General features: G+C 62.9%; 18 protein-coding genes. 12 read left to right on the top strand and 6 right to left on the bottom strand.

Features of this window, described 5'->3' with window-relative positions; all coding sequences use genetic code 11:
- Positions 1 to 46 precede the first annotated feature (46 nt).
- Positions 47 to 592 (top strand): VOC family protein, encoded by a 546-nt coding sequence (locus CWS72_RS22135; RefSeq protein ID WP_101252825.1) that lies wholly within the window; start codon positions 47 to 49, stop codon positions 590 to 592.
- 260 nt (positions 593 to 852) lie between these two features.
- On the opposite strand, the gene pdxA is transcribed toward CWS72_RS22135, so the two are convergent.
- Positions 853 to 1,845, bottom strand: coding sequence for a 4-hydroxythreonine-4-phosphate dehydrogenase PdxA (gene pdxA, locus CWS72_RS22130; protein ID WP_101252824.1), 993 nt, complete (start codon positions 1,843 to 1,845; stop codon positions 853 to 855).
- Positions 1,846 to 2,036: 191 nt separating this feature from the next.
- Between pdxA and CWS72_RS22125 the strand changes: the two genes are divergently transcribed.
- From CWS72_RS22125 to CWS72_RS22110, 4 genes are all read left to right on the top strand, one after another.
- Positions 2,037 to 3,413 (top strand): four-carbon acid sugar kinase family protein, encoded by a 1,377-nt coding sequence (locus CWS72_RS22125; protein WP_158240776.1) that lies wholly within the window; start codon positions 2,037 to 2,039, stop codon positions 3,411 to 3,413.
- A 2-nt stretch (positions 3,414 to 3,415) separates the two neighbouring features.
- Positions 3,416 to 4,213: a DeoR/GlpR family DNA-binding transcription regulator gene (locus CWS72_RS22120; protein ID WP_158240775.1), complete on the top strand. Its 798-nt coding sequence runs from the start codon at positions 3,416 to 3,418 to the stop codon at positions 4,211 to 4,213.
- Positions 4,214 to 4,400: 187 nt separating this feature from the next.
- A complete protein-coding gene (locus tag CWS72_RS22115) occupies positions 4,401 to 5,240 on the top strand; it encodes a class I fructose-bisphosphate aldolase (RefSeq protein ID WP_101252821.1) in 840 nt (279 codons plus the stop codon).
- Positions 5,241 to 5,486: 246 nt separating this feature from the next.
- Complete coding sequence (locus tag CWS72_RS22110; protein ID WP_101252820.1) at positions 5,487 to 6,008, top strand: 4Fe-4S dicluster domain-containing protein; 522 nt, start codon at positions 5,487 to 5,489, stop codon at positions 6,006 to 6,008.
- A 462-nt stretch (positions 6,009 to 6,470) separates the two neighbouring features.
- Here CWS72_RS22110 and CWS72_RS22105 read toward each other — a convergent pair whose 3' ends face one another.
- From CWS72_RS22105 to CWS72_RS22085, 5 genes are all read right to left on the bottom strand, one after another.
- Positions 6,471 to 7,370, bottom strand: a complete 900-nt coding sequence (locus tag CWS72_RS22105) for a LysR family transcriptional regulator (RefSeq protein ID WP_101252819.1) — start codon at positions 7,368 to 7,370, stop codon at positions 6,471 to 6,473.
- A 154-nt stretch (positions 7,371 to 7,524) separates the two neighbouring features.
- On the bottom strand, positions 7,525 to 7,830 hold the full coding sequence (gene hypC, locus CWS72_RS22100) for a HypC/HybG/HupF family hydrogenase formation chaperone (protein WP_101252818.1): 306 nt from the start codon (positions 7,828 to 7,830) through the stop codon (positions 7,525 to 7,527).
- A 78-nt stretch (positions 7,831 to 7,908) separates the two neighbouring features.
- Positions 7,909 to 8,250, bottom strand: coding sequence for a hydrogenase maturation nickel metallochaperone HypA (gene hypA, locus CWS72_RS22095; RefSeq protein ID WP_101252817.1), 342 nt, complete (start codon positions 8,248 to 8,250; stop codon positions 7,909 to 7,911).
- Between the two features lie 163 nt (positions 8,251 to 8,413).
- Positions 8,414 to 10,561, bottom strand: coding sequence for a formate dehydrogenase subunit alpha (gene fdhF / locus CWS72_RS22090; protein WP_241911849.1), 2,148 nt, complete (start codon positions 10,559 to 10,561; stop codon positions 8,414 to 8,416).
- 46 nt (positions 10,562 to 10,607) lie between these two features.
- Positions 10,608 to 11,156: a 4Fe-4S dicluster domain-containing protein gene (locus CWS72_RS22085; protein WP_101252815.1), complete on the bottom strand. Its 549-nt coding sequence runs from the start codon at positions 11,154 to 11,156 to the stop codon at positions 10,608 to 10,610.
- Between the two features lie 428 nt (positions 11,157 to 11,584).
- On the opposite strand from CWS72_RS22085, the gene CWS72_RS22080 reads away from it, so the two are divergent.
- Genes CWS72_RS22080 through CWS72_RS22050 form a run of 7 tightly spaced genes read left to right on the top strand, consistent with a single transcriptional unit; the run spans position 11,585 to position 20,648 of the window.
- Positions 11,585 to 12,172 (top strand): 4Fe-4S dicluster domain-containing protein, encoded by a 588-nt coding sequence (locus CWS72_RS22080; RefSeq protein ID WP_101252839.1) that lies wholly within the window; start codon positions 11,585 to 11,587, stop codon positions 12,170 to 12,172.
- A complete protein-coding gene (gene hyfB, locus CWS72_RS22075; RefSeq protein WP_241911848.1) occupies positions 12,169 to 14,220 on the top strand; it encodes a hydrogenase 4 subunit B in 2,052 nt (683 codons plus the stop codon). Before CWS72_RS22080 ends, hyfB begins: the two co-directional genes overlap by 4 nt.
- A gap of 10 nt (positions 14,221 to 14,230) precedes the next feature.
- A complete protein-coding gene (locus CWS72_RS22070) occupies positions 14,231 to 15,169 on the top strand; it encodes a respiratory chain complex I subunit 1 family protein (protein ID WP_101252814.1) in 939 nt (312 codons plus the stop codon).
- A 15-nt stretch (positions 15,170 to 15,184) separates the two neighbouring features.
- The gene (locus tag CWS72_RS22065; protein ID WP_274540615.1) at positions 15,185 to 16,651 is read left to right on the top strand and encodes a hydrogenase 4 subunit D; all 1,467 of its coding nucleotides are present in this window, start codon (positions 15,185 to 15,187) and stop codon (positions 16,649 to 16,651) included.
- A 12-nt stretch (positions 16,652 to 16,663) separates the two neighbouring features.
- A complete protein-coding gene (gene hyfE, locus CWS72_RS22060) occupies positions 16,664 to 17,317 on the top strand; it encodes a hydrogenase 4 membrane subunit (protein WP_101252813.1) in 654 nt (217 codons plus the stop codon).
- A gap of 5 nt (positions 17,318 to 17,322) precedes the next feature.
- Complete coding sequence (locus CWS72_RS22055; protein ID WP_241911847.1) at positions 17,323 to 18,936, top strand: hydrogenase 4 subunit F; 1,614 nt, start codon at positions 17,323 to 17,325, stop codon at positions 18,934 to 18,936.
- Complete coding sequence (locus CWS72_RS22050) at positions 18,933 to 20,648, top strand: hydrogenase large subunit (protein ID WP_101252811.1); 1,716 nt, start codon at positions 18,933 to 18,935, stop codon at positions 20,646 to 20,648. The genes CWS72_RS22055 and CWS72_RS22050 overlap by 4 nt, the downstream gene beginning before the upstream one ends.
- Positions 20,649 to 20,662 lie beyond the last annotated feature (14 nt).

Below are 20,662 nucleotides of genomic sequence, written 5' to 3'. Positions count from 1 at the left end.
TATGTGATATGCGGAGCCGAACGGGAGCGTGGAGGAGAGGTGTTCCATGAGCAGGTTTTTTGGTGAGATCAGGCAGGTTGCCTATGTCGTTCCGGACATCGAGGCGGCGATGCGCTACTGGGCCGAGGTGCTGGGAATCGGCCCCTGGTTCTATGCCGAGCGGGTGCCGGTGGAGAAATTCCATTACAAGGGACAGCCGTCGTCCCCGGTGACCTCGGTGGCCCTGGCCAATTCCGGCCCCCTGCAGATCGAGCTGATCCAGCAGCGCAACGACGCCCCCACCATGTATCGCGATTTCCTGGCGGCCGGGCACAGCGGCGCCCAGCATGTCGCCTATTGGACGCAGTCGTTCGATGCCGATCTGGAACGCCTTCTGGCGCAAGGGTTCACGGTGGGAATGCAAGGCGAGGTCGGCAGCAATGGCCGCTATGTCTATTTCGAGACCGAGTACCATCCCGGGACCGTGATCGAATTGTCGGAAGTCGCCGGGCCCAAGGGCACCTTGTTCCGCATGATCCGCGAAGCCGCCCAGGACTGGGACGGCAAGGACCCGATCCGTCCCTTCCCCGATCTGAAGACGCTCAAAGGGTGAGGGGGGCTCAATGCGCTAGCTTAACCCTCGCCCCTTGCGGGAGAGGGTGGTCGCTTTAGCGGCCGGGTGAGGGGTGAGCGCGTCCGCGCGACATAAAGACTTGCTTGTTTCTGCACGCTTTTTCCGCGCTCCCGCGCGTAAGTCCCCTCACCCAACTCGCTTCGCTCGTCCCCTCTCCCGCAAGGGGCGAGGGGAGATTTTTCTTATGCTAGCGCCAATGGGCAGGGACTTTTTAACTTCCCCCGCCCGTTTCCGTCATTTCAAGCCGTTTTCACCGGCCGCATGGTGCGGGCCATGGCGATGGCGGCGATCATGTTGTCGGGGTCGGCGACCCCCTTCCAGGCGATGTCGAAGGCCGTGCCATGGTCGACCGAGGTGCGCAGGATGGGCAGGCCGGCGGTGACGTTGACCGTTTCATGCCGGCCGATCAGCTTGGCCGGAATATGGCCCTGATCATGGAACTGGGCGACCACCAGATCGTATTTTCCGTCCACGGTCTGCTGAAAGACCACGTCGCCGGGGACCGGGCCGGCCACATCGAGGCCCTCGGCCTTGGCCTGGGCGATGGCCGGGACCACGTAGTCGTCATCCTCGCTGCCGTAAAGTCCGCCTTCGCCGCAATGGGGATTGAGGCCGGCGACGGCGATCCGCGGGTGCTCGATGCCGGTGCTTTGCATATGGGCGTGGCCGGCGCGGATGGTCTTCAAGATCGCCTCGACGCGGCAGGCCTCGGCCGCCTTGGCCAGCGACACATGCGTCGAGACATGGATCACCGTCATCTGCGGACAGGCCAGCACGGCGTAGGATTGCTTCACCCCGGTGAAGTGGGCGAGAAGGCCGGCATGTCCGTTGAAGGGATGCCCCGCGGCGCGCAGCGCGGCCTTGTTCATCGAGGCGGTGACGAGAACGTCGATCGCGCCGCCCAAAGCCAGTTCGACGCCCTTCTTGACGCAGCGGTAGGCCGCCTCTCCGGCGTCCGGCGACAGGACGCCGGGCAGGATGGCGTCGCGGTTGGGCGCGTCGATGGCCAGAAGGCGGACGGCGCCCTCGGGCACCGGTTCCGTGCCCTCCGGCACGAAGGCGAGGCCGGCTTTCACCAGCCTGTTCGCCCGCTCCATGAACACCGGATCGCCAATGACCAGGGTCGCCGACTTTTCCTGCGGCGTCATGCGTGCGATCGCCTTGCAAATGACCTCGGGGCCGATTCCCGCGGGATCGCCCATGGTGATGCCGATGCTGTTCATTCCTCTCATCCCGAAAATTCCTTCTCGCCGCCGCTGCCCGCCATCGGAAATCCGTTGACACCGTGCAGACTATCTCACAATTATCACATAAAACATGTTACATTTCTTTCAATAAGATGGTGCGAAATATCTTTCGCGATGTGTCGCCTGTCCGATCCGCCGTGGCGCGGGGCTCCGGACATCAACGGGAATGGACGGTCATGGACGAAAAGACGGACATCTCCAGCCGCTTGGCATTGACCTTCTACGGCGACGATTTCACCGGATCGACCGATGCCATGGAAGCCCTGACCATGGCGGGCATTCCCACCATATTGTTCCTGGCTCCGCCGTCGCTATCCGATCTTGCCCGCTATCCGGGCGTGGCCGCGGTGGGGGTGGCCGGCACCAGCCGCAGCCGCCCGCCGGAATGGATGGATGAGGAACTGCCGGGGGTTTTCCGGCGCCTGAAGGCCCTGGGGGCTCCCTTCTGCCATTATAAGACCTGCTCGACCTTCGATTCCGCGCCCAATGTCGGCAGCATCGGCCGGGCGGCCGAGATCGGCCAGGATGTCTTCGAAGGCCCTGTCCTGGTGGTGGTCGGCGTCGCCCGTCACAAACGTTATGTGATGTTTTCCACCCTGTTCGCCTCGGCGGCCTTTTCCGGCGGCGACGAGGTCTTCCGCATCGATCGTCATCCGACCATGAGCCGTCATCCGGTGACGCCGATGGGGGAAGCCGATCTGCGGCGGCATCTGGGCGCCCAGACGGCCCGCCGGATCGCCGGTTTCGATTTCCGGCGGATGCTGGCCCCCGACGCCGACGCCGCCATGGCGGCCGAATTCGCCTCCGGTGTCGATATTCTGATTCTCGATACCTTCGATTCCGCGACGACCTTGGCCGCCGGCCGCCTGATGGTCCGCCATGCCGAGACGGCGCCGCGATTCCTGGTCGGCTCGTCGGGTGTCGAATACGCCCTGGCGGAGCATTTCGCGGCGACCGGCCGGCCCATGGTCCCCCCGCCCGCCGCTAGGGGGGCCGCGGATAAGCTTCTGGTTCTGTGCGGGAGTTGCTCGCCGATTACCGCCGAACAGATCGGTTGGGCCGAAAGCCGGGGATTCGCCCTGATCGCGCTCGACACGCCGCGACTGATCGCCAGCGGTGGCGGCGACGGTGTCCGCGACGATTTGATCGCCGAGATCGAACGCGCCCTGGCGGGAAGCGCCGGCGTGGTCTTGCATTCGGCTCGCGGGCCCGCCGACGCCCGCATCGCGCCGACCCGCGCCGCGCTGGACCGCCGGGGATTGTCGGGGCAGGACAGCTCGCGGGTTCTCGGCGGCTTTCTGGGCGGGGTGGTTCGCGATGTGCTGGCCAGGGGCGGGCTCGGCCGGATCCTGCTGGCCGGTGGCGACAGTTCGTCCTACGCGGCGGAGGCCATGGGGATCGAGGCCTTGCAAGTCGCCGGACCGCTGTTGCCGGGGGCGCCATTGTGTCGTATTCACGCTCCCGATCCGGCGATCGACGGCGTCGAGGTGGTGCTGAAGGGCGGACAGGCCGGCGGGACGGACGCCTTCGGCCGCGTGATGGCCGGACGATGACGATGGACGGTTCCCTCAACGACAGGCATGACGGTGCGAAGATGACCCCTTCCGAGCGGAGACGCGAAATCGTCAATCTGGTGATGGCCGAAAGGACGGTCCAGCTCGACCAGTTGGCGGACCACTTCGGCGTGAGCCGGATGACCATCCACCGCGACCTCGATCTTCTGGAGGAGCGCGGGTTGCTGCGCAAGGGACGGGGCGGGGCGACGGCCGAAGGCTCGCTGCTTTTCGAAAGCAATTTCCATTATCGCATGCAAACGGAAGTCGCCGAAAAACGCGCCCTGGCCAAGGCGGCCGGCGCCCTGGTGGAACCGGGGAACGTCGTCATGATCGATGACAGCACCACCACCCTGATGCTGGCCGAGGAATTCGAATCCATCGATTTCATCACCATCATCACCAATTCCCTGGCCGTGTGCGAACGTCTGCGGGGGCGCCCCAATATCCACCTGATCCTGACCGGCGGGACCTATAACGACACCTTCCAGGGTTTCTACGGATTGGTTTGCGAACAATCGCTGGCGAAGCTGCGGGCCGACTGGGCGTTCCTTTCGGCATCCTCGGTGATCGGCACGTCGCTTTATCACCAGGACCAGGAGGTGGTGCGCATGAAGCGTGCCTTGATGAGTTCGGCGGAGCGTTCGGTGTTGTTGCTGACCCATTCGAAATTCAAGGCGCGCGCCCTCAACCATTTCGCCGACCTGTCGGAATTCGATCGGGTTTTCATCGGCGCGCAACTGGATGCGCCGGCGGCGCAAAGGCTGCAGCAGGCCAACATCGCGTTCGAGTTGGTTTAAGGCCAAGTCTCGATGAGGATGACTCATCGAGACTTGGCTGGCCCATTGAGGGCCCGCGCCATCGTTGGCGCGAAGCCAAGGGATACGGATGTATCCCGCCCGGCGATTGAGGGCTCGGTGATCGGTTTCGATCACCGAGAGTTGGTATAAGGGCCTGATGAACAGACCCTAAAGGGAGGTACCTCTCATGTTGGCTACGGTAGGAAAACAGCGGCGCCTGTCGCGTCTGATCAATCCTCAGACCGGGCGCGGATTCTGCATCGCCTTCGACCATGCGCTGCAACTGGGGCCGGCACCGGGGCTGACCCATCCGGCGGAGACCTTGCGGATGATGGCCGAGGCCGGCGTCGACGCCGTCATCCTGCCGCTGGGATCGGCCATGCATTTCGGCCGGGAACTGGCCGCGAAGCGCGGGCCGGCGCTGATCCTGCGCCTCGATCAGACCACCATGTGGCGGGAAGGCTCGCCGCTGGCCTACCGTGACGGGCATACCCGCCTGATCGCCTCGGTGGAGGACGCCGTGGCGCTCGGCGCCGAGGCGGTGATCACCTATCTGTTCGTCGCCCCCAACGATCCGGCCCTGGAGACGCGGTCCTTCGAGGACTGCGCCAAGGTCAACGAGGCCGCCCGCAGATACGGCATTCTCCATATCATCGAGACCATGGGGGCGCGCAACGCCCTGGCCAAGGACGTCTTCGATCCCGACTTCGTCGCCTTCCATGCCCGTATCGGCATCGAGATGGGGGCCGACATCGTCAAGACCGACTGGCCGGGCAGCGCCGAAGGGCTGCGGCCCGTCACCGAATCCTCGCCGGTGCCGGTGCTGATCGCCGGCGGCAGCAGCCGCGGTTCCGACATCGGAGTGCTGGAACTGGTGGCCGAGGTGATGGCCGGCGGCGCCGCCGGCATTCTGTTCGGCCGGACCATTTTTCAGGCGAAAAATCCCCCTGCCGTGATGCGGGGCTGCCGGCTGATCATCCATGACGGCCTTTCCGCCGCCCAGGCGGCGCGATCGGTCGGTCTTTGAGGCGTGGCCTCCAAAGGCGGCACCCTATTCGTTCTTTGAGCTTTGACAAGCGGGGTCTCCGGGATTACTGGAGGCCCTGCCGGCATTTTGGCGTTCCGGGGTGCCTCCGCACCCCTTGGCTTCGCGCCAACGCCCCATGCGCTTCGCGCACGTTCCCGATAATTGCCGGTAAGGCCGGCGGGGGCCGGCCCAAGTCTCGATGAGCAGCACTTATCGAGACTTGGTACTAAAAGTAGAGGAGGACTGATGAACCGGTTCGTATTCGCCGATCCCATGAAGTGCATAGGATGCCACACCTGCGAGATAGCCTGCGTCGTGGCCCATGCCGGCGGCGCTTCCGGGGAAACGCCCTGGGCGCAGGATTTCATGCCGCGCCTGAGGGTGGTGAAGTCGGACCGCGTCAGTGCCCCGATCCTTTGCCACCACTGCGAAGACGCCCCCTGTGCCAGGGTGTGCCCCAACGGCGCCATCGTCTATCGCAACAGCTCGGTCCAGGTGATCCAGGACCGGTGCATCGGTTGTAAAACCTGCATGTTGGCCTGCCCATTCGGGGCGATGTCGGTCGTCACGGTGGCGGCGCAAGAGTCGTCCTCCGGCCGGCGGATCAAAACGGAAGCCCGGAAATGCGATCTTTGTGACGGTCGCGAAGAGGGCCCCGCCTGTGTTTCCGTCTGCCCGACCAAGGCCCTCGATGTCATCGATCAGGCGATGATGGATGCCAGCCTGCGCAAGCGCCGGATTTCGTCGGTGACGACGGTGTTGGTTTAAAGCCCGAGCGGAAGCCTTAGGCTCTGGGCCGAAACAATCGCTCCAGAGCCTAAGGGTTTATATGATGCCTGCGCCTCCGGCTTCGGCCGGCTCATGCGCCGCTCGGGCTTCAGGGCTTGGAGCGATCATTTCGCCCCAAGCCCTTAGGCTCTGTGGACATTCATCATGGGGGGCTTAAGGCTACTCTCGTTTCCTCTGGTTCCCCAATGGCTTGAAAGGAACCCCCGGATATTTTGAACCACCAAGACACCAAGTCACCAAGGCGTCTTTCGGATCAGTCGGTGGCGGCCAATCTGCGCCGCAGGCATTCGGCCGACAGCCGATGACAGGACGGGAAAATGCCTGTGGCACACTCCGCCACCTTGGTGACTTGGTGTCTTGGTGGTTCATCAAAAGCCGGAGCGCACAGGAACGATCAAGAGGACGAACCACATCCGGCCAATCGCCAATTGTCCTCAGGCCCTAGGCCAGTTCCGACAACTGGGTGGCCAGCAACCGGGCCTCGTTGATCAGGGCGGCGGTGAGCGGGGGTTGCGGATCCCGGATCGACACCACCATGCCGATCAGGGTGCTCATTTCCGGCGCGACGATGGGAATCGTCCGCAGATGGCCTGGAAAGTCCAGGGGTTCCGCCACGATGCGGGGCATTACCGTCGACCACAGTCCCGTCTTCAGATGGGTGGCGAGTGCGATCAGCGAATTGGATTCCAGGATCGGGTCGACGTGGACGCCGACTTCCTTGAAGATGTGATCGATGATCCGCCGGTTTTGCGTGTCGGGGCTGAGCAGGCAAAGCGGCAGGGTGGCGACTTCTTCCCAGGTTACGCTCTGGCGCTCGCTGAACGGCCCGTTGGGTCCGGTGACCAGATGGTAGCGCTCGCGGTAGAGGGGGATCTCGACGACTCGTCCCACCGGCTCGTTGTCGAGATAGGTAATTCCCGCCTCGGCTTCGAGGTTGTCGAGGCGTGACAACACCTCGGTCGAGGTATGCGAGGAAATCGTCAGTTTGACCCCGGCATGCTGCCTCCAGAAGGCGGCGGTGATCTTCGAGACGATCGGCAGGGCGGTCGGCACGACGGCCAGCCGCAAATGTCCGGTCAGGCCCTGCTTCATCGTCTCGATGTCGGCATGCATGGCCCGCGTATCACCGACGATGCGTCGCGCCCATTCCAGCACGCGCTGGCCTTCGGCGGTGAAGCCGACGAAGCGCGATCCGCGGTCGACCAGGGGAACCCCGAAATGCGCCTCAAGCTGCTTGATCGCCAGCGAAAGATTGGGTTGCGACACGCCACAGATTTGGGCGGCCCGCCCGAAGTGCTTTTCTCGGGCCAGGGCGATCAGGAATTCGAGCTTGTCTTGCATGCTAAAGGTCCATTCGGGTCGGGCTTGCTCAGGCGCACGTCACAAATCCGAGCGTCGCCCGTTCTGGTCGCCGCATCCGAAGCGTATCCGAATGTGCCCCCGGGGAAAGTGTAACATTGCCGTCCAACGCGGCAAAATGCTGCATGGGGAAACATCAGGGGAACGTCGGACCGTCGGCGCCATCGTCGAAATCCGGTCGGAGATCGTCGCTGGCGACGGGCCGGCCCTCCATCGCCGCGAAGACGGCAAGCCGGGAGCGGGCTTCCCGCTCGTCCATCAGCGAAAGAACGAATCCGGAATGGACCACCGCCCAACGGCCGAGCAGATCGGCCCCGGCGGCCGTTTCGTCGGCGACGAGGGCCGCCGAAACCTCGTCCTGTCCGCCGGCCCCCTCGACCAGGACGAGGGATTTCCCGGCATCGAGGATGGCGACGATCTTGACGGGAAGGGCGATGCACATGCGAGGCGTCCTTGAGAAATGGATCGGGTGATCAACTGGGGGAGCTTGGCCTTGACCCCCCTGAGGCGCGGCGTCCGGTCAAACGACTTCCATTTCGACGAAACGCATCCCGTCGCCGCCCACCGTCTTCAGCCGTCCGCCCTTGCAGGCGGGACAGTCGTCCTGCCGGGAGGTGATTTCGACCTCGGCGCCACAATCGAGGCAAACCGCCCGTCCGGGAGGCTGGTCGATATCAAGGACGGCATGTTCCAGAAACGTCTCCCGGCTGATGATGCCGAAGGCGTAGCGTAGCGTGTCGGGATCCAGGCAACTGAGGCGGCCGATTTCCAGGCGGATTCTCTGGACGCGGGCGAAATGCCGGGTATCGCGTTCACTGGCGATACGCTCGAGCAGGGCCTCGCAGATGGTTAGTTCGTGCATGGATGCGGACTCTCCCTCGACGCGTGAGGCGATTTTAAAGTTCCGGCATCCTCGTCGCCAGCGATTTCAGGAACTTCAAAAACGGAGCATTCGTTCGTCGGCCGGCGACCGGTGAACCGGAACCACCAGGGGCGGTGATTCCGGTCCGTCCGTCCTATCCCGCTCAGGCGTAAGCGGGAACCCTGCTGCCTTCCTTGCTCAGGGACCCCTTGAGCTTGGCATATTCCTGCTGGACGTAGTTTTCCGCCCAGGTCTGGTCGGCGATCGCCTCCAGACGCACGGCGCTGAATTTGTACTCCGGCGTTTTCGAGATCGGGTCGACGTGGTGTACCGTCAGTTCGTTGCAGGCGCCGATCCACCATTGATAGGTCATGTAGACCGCGCCGACATTGGTGCGCTCGGTGATGCTGGCCCGTGCGATGACTTTGCCGCGGCGGGAGGCGACCCAGACCAGTTGCTGATCCCGGATGCCCAGTTCCTTGGCGTTTTGCGGATTGATCGTCACATAGCCGGGTTCGTCGGCCAGGGTCTGCAGGGCCACGCAATTGCCGGTCATCGATCGGCAGGAATAATGGCCGACCTCGCGGACGGTGCAGAGGCCCAGAGGATATTCGGCATCGACCTTCTCGAGCGGCGGACGCCACTCCGAGGCGAACAGCAGCGCCTTGCCGCCTTCGCGCTGGAAGACGTTGCCTTCGTAAAGATAGGGAGTGCCGGGGGCGTCGAGCGTGGTGCAGGGCCATTGAATATAGCCCAGGCCATCCAGCTTCTCATAGGTCGCGCCGTAATAGAGCGGGCAAAGCTCGCGCAACTCGTCCCAGATCTCCTTGGTGTCCTTGTATTTCATCGGATAGCCCATCTCCGTCGCCAGCAGACCGAGGATTTCCCAGTCATGCTTGACGTCGCCCTTGGCATCGACGGCCTTGGTGAACCGTTGGAAGCCGCGGTCGGCGCTGGAGAAGACGCCATCATGTTCGCCCCAGGAGGTGGCGGGCAGGACGACGTCGGCGAACATCGCCGTTTTCGTCATGAAAATGTCCTGCACGATCATGAAGTCCAGCTTTTCGAAGGCCTTGCGGACCAGATTCAGATCGGGTTCGGTCTGCGCCGGATCCTCGCCGAAACAATAGAACGCCTTGAGCTTGCCCTCTTCGGCCATGTGCGGCACGTCGGTGATGCTGAGGCCGATCTTGTCCGGCAGGCTCTCGACGCCCCAGGCCTTGGCGAACTTGGCGCGGGCCTCCGGACTGGTGACGCTTTGATAGCCGGGGAAGACGTTGGGCAGGGCACCCATGTCGCAGGCGCCCTGAACGTTGTTCTGGCCGCGCACGGGGCCGACACCGACGTTCGGCCGGCCCAGATTGCCGGTCAGTACCGCCAGGCTGGACAATCCCTTCACCACATCGACGGCCTGACCCCATTGGGTCACGCCCATGCCCCAAAGAATGGTTGCCGACGGCGCCGCGGCATACATGCGCATGGCTTCGCGGATTTCCTTGGCGGACAGGCCGGTGATGGATTCGACGTATTCCGGCGTGTATTTGGCGACGGTGGCCTTGTATTCCTCGAACCCTTCCGAGAAATTCGCCACGTAATCATTGTTGTAGAGGCCTTCCGTGATCAGAACGTTGGCGAAGGCGTTGACCAGGGCCATGTTCGAGCCGTTCTTCATCTGCAGCCACATGTCGGCGATGCGGGCCGTCTCGATGCGGCGCGGATCACAGACGATGATCTGCGCGCCTTTCTCCTTGGCCTTGATGATCCGGCGGGCGACGATCGGATGGCTGTCGGCGGCGTTGTAGCCGAATACCAGGATGCATTTGCTGTCCTCGATCTCGCAGATCGAGTTGCTCATGGCGCCGTTGCCCAGCGTCACCATCAGGCCGGAGACCGACGGGCCGTGGCAGACGCGGGCGCAGCAGTCGACATTGTTGGTGCCGACGACGGCGCGGGCGAATTTCTGCATCACAAAGTTGGACTCGTTGCCGGTGCCGCGTGACGAACCGGTAAGCATGATGGAATCCGGACCATACTTGGCCTTCACCGCGGCGAGTCGGGAGGCGGTGAATTTGATGGCCTCGTCCCAGGAGACCACTTCGAACTCGGCGTCCCGGCTGCGGCGGATCATCGGATGCTTGAGGCGGGGCGTCAGGATCTTGGTGTCATTGATGAAATCCCAGCCGTAATAGCCCTTGAGACAGAGCTCGCCCTCGTTGGTCACCCCGTTCAAGGGTTCGGCGCCGACCACCTTATTGTTTTCGACAAGTAAATTCAGCTTACAGCCAGACCCGCAATAGGGGCACACGGTCATATGCTTTTCCATGGTTTACCTCGCAATCTCAAAAACGAAGGGGTGGTCAAACGGCCAAGGCGTTGCCCACCAAGCTATCGACCGCGCGTTCCTGGCGCAGGCGGAGCGTTTGATCCATTTCGGCCCGGCCCACGGCCTGCAGGGCCTTGGTCGGACAGACGGAAACGCAGGCCGGTCCGCCGTCGCGGCCGATGCACAGATCGCATTTGTGCGCTTGCGCCTTCACTCCGGCCGCGAGCGTGACGCCGGCGAATTGGCGGGTCGCTGGGACCGTGATGACGTTCATCGCGCCAAAGGGGCAGGCGATCATACAGGTTTTGCAGCCGAGGCAGCGTTCCTGATCGACCTGCACACTGTTGTCGCGATAGGAGATGGCGGCGCTCGGACAGGCGTTCACGCAAGGGGCGTCCTCACAGTGATGGCAGGTTACCGTCGTGCTGACGGTCCTGGTTTTGACCACGGTGAGGCGCGGCATGAAGGTGAGGCCGGAAAGCCTCTCGACGCTCGCGTCGCCGGCATGAGCCAGCACGCAGGCGACCTCGCACGTCCGACAGCCGATGCACTTACTCGGTGTTGCAGCGACAAAGCGGTTCATTCCTAGCCTTCCTTCTCCAGATTGGCGCCAGTCATCCACCCGATATCACAAATAATCGTGACGATAAGTGAATCTTATCGCTCAATATTATTTACATATCGGTTTAATAAGGAATTCTGATGTCGTCATATCGTCAGTAAATCGGAAACAAATCTAACATTTAGCAAGTGAGATCATAAAAAAATCACCTTTACTCATTTGTGTCAATTCGTATATCGTTTTGTCTCGTTAACAATGAACCGATGCGTACGCTGAACAACGAAAAACTGCATCTTTATGTATTCTAAAATGACGAAATTCCGCAGTTTTTCAGGAAAAAGTAAGGGCAATAAATCTAGTAATACTTATTTTTTATTGTCCAATAAGTGTTGTTTATCGGATTTTTTTGAGCTGACTATGCGGCAATATGCATGCTCGGAGGTACGGAAATGAACCGCTTCGTCATCGCGGAGCCCCAACACTGTATCGGGTGCAACACCTGCATGGCCGCGTGTACCGCGGTGCATAAGGCCGAGGGCCTGCAGTCCCATCCCCGTCTGACGGTGACGCGGACGATGGAGAGTACCGCCCCCATTCTTTGCCGCCATTGCGAAGACGCGCCCTGCGCGCGCGTCTGTCCGGTCAACGCCATCGTCCACGGCGACCAGGCGATCGTCCTCGACGAGAAGACCTGCATCGGCTGCAAGATGTGCGCGCTGGCCTGTCCCTTCGGTGCGATCACGCCGAGCGGGACGACCACGGCCGGCGTGGCCGGCATCAAGACCGGCACCCCGAATCACTCGGCGGCGTTGAGCCCGCTTCTGGTCTGGGAGATCGGCGTGCGCAGCGTCGCCGTCAAATGCGATCTCTGCGCCTTCAGCCCCGCAGGCCCGGCCTGCGTCAGCGTCTGTCCGACCAAAGCCTTGTTCGCCGTCGATCAGGGAGTTCTCCAGCGGGCCAACCAGGTCAAGCGCCAGGGCGAGGTCGTCTGGCAGCGGCCCGGTATACCCCTGACTATCACCGAGGAGCAGGAATGACCATGATCCCTCTCGTTTCCCTGCACGATCCTCTGCATCTGCTGTTGCTGTCCCTGGCGATTTCCGTCTGCGGCGGCGTGGCCAGCCTTCTGCTCCGCGCCTGTGACGGCGCGGCGATCCGCGTGGCCGGCCTGGCAGGTATCGCGGCCGCCGTCGCCGGGCTTGGCGCCAGCTTGCCGGCGCTGTCGGGCCCGGCGCTGGTCTTCGAGGCCGCCGGTCCCTATCCTTTCGCCCATTTCGTGCTGAGGCTCGATCCCCTGGCCGCTCTCCTGATCGCCGTGATATCGCTCCTCTCTCTGGTGGCGTGGATCTATTCGCTGGCTTATGTCAGGGAATATGCGGGCAAGGGTGTCGGCGCGATGGGATTCTTCATGAATCTCTTCATCGCCTCGATGGTTCTGGTGGTCGCGGCCGACAATGCCTTCTGGTTCATCATCTTCTTCGAGATGATGTCGCTCACCTCCTACTTCCTGGTGATTTTCGACCAGGATGAGGAGGCGGTTTCCGCCGGTTTTCTCTATTTCCTGGTCGCGCACGCCGGTTCGGTGCTGATCATGGCCGCCTTCTTCATCATGGCCAATTATGCGGGTAGCTATGATTTCGCGGCCTTCCGCACGGCCTCGGTGCCGGCGCCGCTGAATTCGGTGGTGTTCTTGCTGGGCTTCCTCGGCTTCGGCGCCAAGGCCGGCATGATTCCGTTGCACATCTGGCTGCCACGAGCCCATCCGGCGGCACCATCCCACGCCTCGGCGCTGATGTCGGGCGTGATGATCAAGATCGGCGTCTTCGGTATCGTCAAGGTCGGCATCGATCTTCTGGGAGCCAGCGGCGGCGTCCTTTGGTGGGGGCTGCTGGTTCTGGTCTTCGGCGCGGTGTCCTCGGTCCTCGGCGTGGTCTATGCGCTGGTCGAGCACGACATCAAGAAGCTGCTGGCCTACCACAGCGTGGAGAACATCGGGATCATCCTGCTGGGCGTCGGGGTCGGCATGATCGGCATCGGCATCGGTCAGCCGATTCTTGCCGTGCTGGGTCTGATGGCCGGTCTCTACCATCTGGTCAACCATGCGATCTTCAAGGGCTTGCTGTTTCTCGGCGCCGGTTCGGTCATCTATCGCCTCCATACCAAGGATATGGAGAAGATGGGCGGCCTGGCCCGCACCATGCCCTGGACGGCCTTCTCCTTCCTGATCGGCGCCCTGGCCATTTCGGCGATCCCGCCGCTCAACGGCTTCGTCTCCGAATGGTACACCTACCAGTCGCTGTTCGCCGCCGCCTTCTCCGGTTCCTGGCTGGTCAAACTGGCCACGCCGATCGCCGCCATGCTGCTGGCCCTGACCGGCGCGCTGGCCGTCATGTGCTTCGTCAAGGCTTATGGCGTGATTTTCTCCGGCCCGTCCCGCCATGCGCATCCCGATGACGTGCGCGAGGTTCCGGCGACGATGGTGATCGGCATGGTCATCCTCGCCATCGCCTGCGTCGTGCTGGGGCTGGCCGCCCCGGTCGTCGCTCCGGTCATCAGCGGCATCGCCGCCGCCACGCTCGGGGCGGCGACGATCACGGTCGCCGACGGCGTTCTGCTGATCCCGGCCGACGCCCATCAGGCCGTACTTTCGACTCCACTGATCGCCGTCATGCTGATCGGCGCGGCCGTGCTGCCGCTGCTTCTCAAGTCCGCACTGTCCGGGAGCCTGCGGCTGCCGGCCCGGCAGGCGGCGGCACCCTGGGCGGCCGGCTACCTGCCGGATGCCCACATGTCGGCGACGGCGGGCGGCTTCGCCCAGCCGATTCGCATGTTCTTCGGACCGCTTTACGAGGTGCGCAAGAGCATTGCCGCCGTTTGGAGCAAGGTGACCTTCGGTTTCGAGCGCTTCATCTCCTTCGCCCGGCGGAGCGAGCCCTGCTGGGATCGCGCCCTGGTCGATCCGGTGGGCGAGGGGGTCGTTGCCTCGGGCCGGCGCCTGCAGGCGATTCAAGGTGGTGATTTCCGTGTCTACTGCCTCTACATCGTCGCCGCGCTGGTCATCCTTCTTGTCCTGACCGTTCGATAGGAGACCCGCCGTGCCTGATCTCAGCCACCTCCTTCTTGCCGTTCTGCAGGCCCTTCTGCTGCTGGCTGCGGCGCCCCTGGTCTCCGGCATGTCGCGTGTCGTGCGCGCCAAGATGCATACCCGCCACGGACCGGGACTGCTGCAGGATTACCGCGATCTGTTCAAGCTGATGCAGCGCCAGGACGTCCGTCCGCCGTCCGCCGGTCCGGTGTTCCGCACCATGCCGATCATCATGATGGCGTGCATGCTGGTCATCGCCACGGGGACGCCGATTCTGACGCGATTTTCGCCGATTTCCGCCTGCGGGGACCTGATCACCACCATCTATCTGTTCGCCCTGGCGCGGTTTTTCTTCGCGCTGTCGGGGATCGATAGCGGCAGTTCCTTCGCCGGTATCGGCGCCAGCCGCGAACTGACCATGGGCGTCCTCGTCGAGCCCGTCATGATGCTGGCCCTGTTCATGGCGGCGCTGCTGGCGGGTTCGACGGATCTCGGCGCCATCGGCGCCGCCGTCGCCAGCGGCCGGGTTCATTCCCTGACGGCGGTCATCGTCGCCGGCCTGGCCTTCGCCTTCGCCGTGTATATCGAACTCGGCAAGTTGCCCTACGACATGGCGGAGGCCGAGCAGGAACTTCAGGAGGGGCCCCTGACGGAATATTCCGGGCCCTCCCTGGCGCTGCTCAAATGGTCGCTGTCGCTGAAGCAGGTCGTGGTCATCGCGTGGTTCGTCGGCGTCTTCCTTCCCTTCGGCAGCTCCCTCGACCTGTCGGTGGGCGGGGTGCTGCTGGGGCTCGTGGCCTTCGCGGTCAAGCTGGTTCTGATTTTCCTCGCCGTCGGCATCGTCGAGAACAGCGTTTCCCGGACCCGCTTCCGCCTGACGCCGCAGCATAGCTGGCTGGGCGTCGGCATCGCCTCGCTTTCCTTCGTCTTCTATTTGGTCGGCTTGTGAGCCGCGAAGGGCAACATGATGATCTCCCTCATCTCAAACACCATGATTACCCTCGCCTTGGCGATCGTCCTTCTGCCCTTCCTCGGGGCGGCGGCGATCGGCTTGGCGCCCCACCGGGCGGGGAAATGGCTGTGCCAGATCTTCGCGGCGGCCACGCTGGCCCTCATGCTCGATCTGGTCGCCCGTTTCGTCGCGGCCGATCATGCGGGCGCCTCGGCCAGCCTCATTGCTCTCGGCCACGCCGAAATCTTCGGGCTGGCCGTCGATAGCGTCAGCGTGCTCATCGCGCTCGCGGTCGTCGCCATAGGCCTCCTCGTCGTGGTCTATTCGGCGGCCTATCTCAACGCCGGCAACCGCGAGCATCCCGATACCGGCCGGAAACGCTATTACGCCTTCCTGTTGTTGTTCATCGGCGCGATGAGCGGCCTGGTTTTCAGCTCGACCATCACCGGCCAGCTCGCCTTCTTCGAAATCACCGGCGCCTGTTCCTGGGCCCTGATCGGCTACTACGAATCGCCCAAGGCGCTGCGATCGGCCGCCAAGGCCCTGATCATCACCCATATCGCCTCGCTGGGTCTTTATGTCGCCGCCGCCCTGTTGTTCGTCGATACCGGTACCTTCGCCCTTTCGGCCATCGCCCAGCTGACCCCTGCCCACAAGGCGGCGGTGCTGCTGACGATCCTGGTCGCCGCCTGGGGCAAGTCGGCGCAATTGCCCATGCATATGTGGCTGCCCGATGCCATGGAGGCGCCGACCCCGGTCAGCGCCTATCTGCATGCGGCGTCGATGGTCAAGGTCGGCGTCTATATCTTCGCCCGCGGCCTGATGGCGGCCGACGGCGTCCCGCATATCGTCGGCTGGGTCGGCGCCACCATGGCCATCATCACGCTGATCTACGGCTTCATCATGTATCTGCCGCAGGTCGATATGAAACGCCTGCTGGCCTATTCGACGATCACTCAGCTTTCTTACATCTTCCTGGGTCTGTCCCTGTCGGTCTTCGGTTCCGACCTGGCCTTCAAGGGAGCGATCGCCCACATCTTCAATCACGCTTTCGCCAAGACCCTGTTCTTCCTGGTCGCCGGTACGCTCAGTTACACCGCCGGGACCCGTATGCTGCCGTCGTTGCGCGGCGTCCTCACCAAGATGCCGATCCTGGGCGTGTCCTTCGTGGTTGCCGCGCTGGCCATTACCGGGGTCCCGCCCTTCAGCGGTTTCTTTAGTAAGTTCGCCATTTTCGGCGGTGGTTTCGCGGTGTCGCAGCAGAACCTTCTGCTGTTGCCGATGGTGGTGATCGCCCTGGCCGAATCCGTCGGCTGCTTCGCCTGGTTCCTCAAATGGATGGGTTATACGGTCCCCGGCAAGCCGTCGGATGCGGTGGCGGCGGCGTCTCCGTTGCCCGCGGGCATGACATTCGTGCTGAGCGTCCTGGTGGTCATGGCCGTCTGTTCCAGCTTCATCGCCGCGTCGTGGCTGGGTTGAGGAGAAAAGGTTATGGTTGGCTTTCAACTGATTAACGGTCTCGCCGGCCTGCTGATCATCACCTCGCTGTTGGTCATCCTGTCGGACCGGCCGGGCAATTCGGCGCGGTTCTACGCGCTGCAGTCCCTGGTCCTGGTGGCGTTGTTCCTGGCGTTGGCCGAGGCAACGGACTCGCACGAACTTTATCTTTGGTCGGCATCGGCCTTCGTGACCAAGGTGGTTCTGGTGCCCCTCATCATGTACCGGGCTTTCAGCAAATTGTCCGATCCCAAGCTTGGCTCCGGCGCGGTTCTCTCTCCGGCGCTTTCCGTGGTGCTGGCCGCCCTGGTGGTCATTCTCTGTTACTCCGTGGTCTCCGGCGTCTCCTTACCGGCGGCGGCGGCCATCAAGCCGGCGCTGGCGGTGTCGCTCGCCCACTTCTTCCTCGGCCTGGCCTGCATCGTTACCCAGCGCAATATCCTGAAACAGGTTTTCGGATACTGCCTGATGGAGAACGGTTCTCATCTGACCCTGGCCCTGCTGGCGGCCAAGGCGCCCGAACTGGTCGAGGTCGGCATCGCCACCGACGCCATCTTCGCCGTGGTGATCATGGCGGTGCTGGGAACGAAGATTTTTCTCACCCTCCATACGCTCGACGCCCGTCAGCTCACGACTTTGAAGGGATGACCAAAATGGTATCCTCGAACCTGCCCCTCCTGATCCTCTGTGGGCCGCTGGCCGTCGCGGTGGTTATCTTCCTGCTGCCCGCCCGCGGGCTTTCCACGAAATGCTTCGAGGCGATTCATCTGGCGTCGACGATCTTCGTGCTCGCCCTTTCGATCACCGTCGCGGGTCATGTGATCGCGGGCGACAGCCTGACCGCCTTCGGCGACTGGTTCTACATCGACTCCCTCGGCTGCATTTTCGTCAGCCTGATCGGCATCGTCGGTTTTCTGACCGGCCTTTATTCGATCGGCTATATCCGCCACGACCTCGAAAGCGGTTTGCTCGATCGCGGCAAGGTGAAACTGTATTACGGCTTCTTCAGCCTGTTTCTGTTCACCATGCTGCTGGCGGCGACCTCCAACAACATCGTCGTCATGTGGGTGGCGATCGAGGCGACGACACTGGGCTCGGCCTTCCTGGTCGGCCTCTACGGCCAGAAGTCCTCTCTCGAAGCCGCCTGGAAATATGTCATCATCTGCACCGTGGGTGTCGCCTTCGGCCTTTATGGCACGGTGCTGGCCTATGCCAACGGCAGCGAGGTTTTGGGCAATTCCGAAGGCGCCATCCTGTGGACGACCCTGGCCGCCCATGCCGCCAGCCTCGATCCGACCCTGGCCAAGCTTTCCTTCGTCTTCGTCCTCATCGGCTTCGGGACCAAGGCCGGTATCTTCCCGATGCATGCCTGGCTGCCCGACGCGCATTCGGAAGCGCCCAGCCCGATTTCCGGCCTGCTGTCCGGCGTCCTCTTGAAATGCGCGATTCTGGTCATCATCCGCTATTACATCATCACCCTGAAGGCGGTCGGCCCGGAATTCCCGCAGACCCTGCTGCTGACGCTGGGCATCCTGTCCATCGCCGTCTCGGCGTTCCTCATCTATGTGCAGCACGATTTCAAGCGCAAGCTGGCCTACCACAGCGTCGAACATATCGGTCTGATCGTGTTGGGTCTCGGCATCGGTGGTCCGCTCGGCATCGGGGGGGCGTTGCTGCACACCGTCAATCACAGCCTGACCAAGGCGCTGCTATTCTGCGGGTCGGGCAATGTCTTGATGAAATACGGCACGCGTGATCTCCAGTCGGTCAAGGGGATCTTGCGGGTGGCGCCGGTGACCGGCCTGCTCATCATGGGCGGGGCTCTCGCCTTGGCCGGATTCCCGCCCTTCAACGTGTTCGTCAGCGAATTCCTGATTTTCGCCGCCGGCGTGAAGCAGGGATATTATGTGCTGATGATCGTCTGCGCCCTGCTGTTCACCATTACCGTTGCCGCCCTTATCCAGATCATCGCCGAATCGGTTCTCGGAAAAAGCCCCGAGTCCATGCCGAAAAGGGACGTCGGCTGGTTGTCGCTGGCCCCGATGGTGATTCTGCTCGCGCTTGTTCTGGCCATGGGTGTCGCCGTCCCGCAACCGGTGTCGCGGTTGCTGCAAAGTGCCACCAACGTCGTCCTCGACGATCATTCCGCGGTGGCCATTACCGCGCCCTGGCAGACGCCGGCCGCGGCCACGCCGCAATCCGGCGTCCAGGGCGGCCCCGTCGCGCTGGTGACCGATACCCCCTCGCACTCGGAGACAAATCCATGACCGCAACCACCGAAACCCGGATCGGTCAGCCCTATCTCGCCGCGTTGCGCAAGAAATTGCCGCACGCGGTATTGGAGGAGCGCTGGCAGACGGACGATCAGGTGACCGTCACCGTCAAGCTGGGGTCACTGCCCGAGGCCGTCGCCACTCTCTATTACGAGCATGACGGCTGGCTCTCGACGATGGTCGGCAATGACGAGCGTTCGCTGAACGGCTGCTTCGCCCTTTATTACGTGCTGTCGATGGAAGGGGCGCAGAAGTGCCATGTCATCGTGCATGCCCTGGTCTCGGCGGATGACTTGGAATTCCCGTCGGTGACCCCGAAAGTGCCGGCGGCCGTCTGGTACGAGCGCGAGGTGCGCGACATGTTCGGCTTGCGGCCCGTGGGCCTGCCGGACGAACGCCGCCTGGTGCTGCCCGACGATTGGCCGGACGGGCTCTATCCATTGCGCAAGGACTCGATGGATTATCGCTTCCGTCCGGAACCGACGGCCGACAACGAGACCTACAAATTCGTCAACGACAGCAAGGTCGAGACGACGGTGGTGCCGCTGGGGCCGTTGCACATCACTTCGGACGAACCCGGCCATTTCCGCCTTTTCGTCGATGGAGAGACGATCGTCGACGCCGACTACCGCATGTTCTACGTGCATCGCGGCATGGAGAAGCTGGCGGAAACCCGCATGGGCTACAACGAGGTGACCTTTCTGGCCGATCGGGTCTGCGGTATCTGCGGCTACGCCCATTCCGTCGCCTATGCCTCGTCCGTCGAGAATGCGCTCGGTATCCGCGTGCCCGATCGCGCCCAGGCCATTCGCGCCATTCTCCTGGAAACAGAACGGATGCACAGCCATCTGCTCAATCTGGGGCTGGTCTGTCATTTCACCGGTTTCGACACCGGCTTCATGCAGTTCTTCCGGGTCCGGGAAAAGGCCATGACCCTGGCCGAGATGCTGACCGGTTCGCGCAAGACCTACGCCATCAACCTGATCGGCGGTGTCCGGCGCGATATCCTTGGCGAACAGCGGCTGACGACCCTGAAGCTGATCGGCGAATTGCGTGCCGAGGTGAAACGGTTGATCGATATCCTGGTCTCGACGCCCAATTTCGAGGGACGCGTGAAGGGGGTGGGGCTTCTCGACCCCCAGGTGGCGCGCGACTATAGCCCGGTCGGGCCGGTGGTGCGCGGCAGCGGGCATCGCCGCGATACCCGTGCCGATCACGCCTTCGCCGGCTACAAGCTGATCGACATGCCGGTTCATACGCAGGCCGGTTGCGATATTCTTTCGCGCACGCTGGTCCGGATCGCGGAATTCTTCGACAGCATCGCCATCATCGAGAAATTGCTGGAAGACACGCCCACGGGACCGATCCTGACCGAGGATTTCGCCTACAAGCCTTACAAGTTCGCCCTGGGCTACACCGAGGCGCCGCGCGGCGAGGATATGCACTGGAGCATGACCGGCGACAACCAGAAGCTCTATCGCTGGCGGTGCCGGGCTTCGACCTACAACAACTGGCCGGTCCTGCGCTACATGCTGCGGGGCAATACGGTGTCCGATGCGCCCCTGATCGTCGGCAGCATCGATCCCTGCTATTCCTGCACCGATCGCGTCACCATCGTCGACGTCAACAAGGCGCGTTCCAAGACCATCGCCTATAAGGAAATGGAACGTTACTGCCGCGAAAGAACGGACTCACCGTTGAAGTAAGGAATTGGGGGCGA

It is taken from the genome of Telmatospirillum siberiense (assembly GCF_002845745.1).
Lineage (GTDB): Bacteria > Pseudomonadota > Alphaproteobacteria > Rhodospirillales > Magnetospirillaceae > Telmatospirillum > Telmatospirillum siberiense.
This window is presented reverse-complemented; position numbering and strand designations above follow the sequence as displayed.

Excerpts from the sequence above, each read along its gene's own strand:
- CWS72_RS22135 (WP_101252825.1), top strand. The coding sequence starts at position 47 with ATGAGCAGGTTTTTTGGTGAGATCAGGCAGGTTGCCTATGTCGTTCCG.
- pdxA (WP_101252824.1), bottom strand. The coding sequence starts at position 1,845 with ATGAGAGGAATGAACAGCATCGGCATCACCATGGGCGATCCCGCGGGA.
- CWS72_RS22125 (WP_158240776.1), top strand. The coding sequence starts at position 2,037 with ATGGACGAAAAGACGGACATCTCCAGCCGCTTGGCATTGACCTTCTAC.
- CWS72_RS22120 (WP_158240775.1), top strand. The coding sequence starts at position 3,416 with ATGGACGGTTCCCTCAACGACAGGCATGACGGTGCGAAGATGACCCCT.
- CWS72_RS22115 (WP_101252821.1), top strand. The coding sequence starts at position 4,401 with ATGTTGGCTACGGTAGGAAAACAGCGGCGCCTGTCGCGTCTGATCAAT.
- CWS72_RS22110 (WP_101252820.1), top strand. The coding sequence starts at position 5,487 with ATGAACCGGTTCGTATTCGCCGATCCCATGAAGTGCATAGGATGCCAC.
- CWS72_RS22105 (WP_101252819.1), bottom strand. The coding sequence starts at position 7,370 with ATGCAAGACAAGCTCGAATTCCTGATCGCCCTGGCCCGAGAAAAGCAC.
- hypC (WP_101252818.1), bottom strand. The coding sequence starts at position 7,830 with ATGTGCATCGCCCTTCCCGTCAAGATCGTCGCCATCCTCGATGCCGGG.
- hypA (WP_101252817.1), bottom strand. The coding sequence starts at position 8,250 with ATGCACGAACTAACCATCTGCGAGGCCCTGCTCGAGCGTATCGCCAGT.
- fdhF (WP_241911849.1), bottom strand. The coding sequence starts at position 10,561 with ATGACCGTGTGCCCCTATTGCGGGTCTGGCTGTAAGCTGAATTTACTT.
- CWS72_RS22085 (WP_101252815.1), bottom strand. The coding sequence starts at position 11,156 with ATGAACCGCTTTGTCGCTGCAACACCGAGTAAGTGCATCGGCTGTCGG.
- CWS72_RS22080 (WP_101252839.1), top strand. The coding sequence starts at position 11,585 with ATGAACCGCTTCGTCATCGCGGAGCCCCAACACTGTATCGGGTGCAAC.
- hyfB (WP_241911848.1), top strand. The coding sequence starts at position 12,169 with ATGACCATGATCCCTCTCGTTTCCCTGCACGATCCTCTGCATCTGCTG.
- CWS72_RS22065 (WP_274540615.1), top strand. The coding sequence starts at position 15,185 with ATGATGATCTCCCTCATCTCAAACACCATGATTACCCTCGCCTTGGCG.
- hyfE (WP_101252813.1), top strand. The coding sequence starts at position 16,664 with ATGGTTGGCTTTCAACTGATTAACGGTCTCGCCGGCCTGCTGATCATC.
- CWS72_RS22055 (WP_241911847.1), top strand. The coding sequence starts at position 17,323 with ATGGTATCCTCGAACCTGCCCCTCCTGATCCTCTGTGGGCCGCTGGCC.
- CWS72_RS22050 (WP_101252811.1), top strand. The coding sequence starts at position 18,933 with ATGACCGCAACCACCGAAACCCGGATCGGTCAGCCCTATCTCGCCGCG.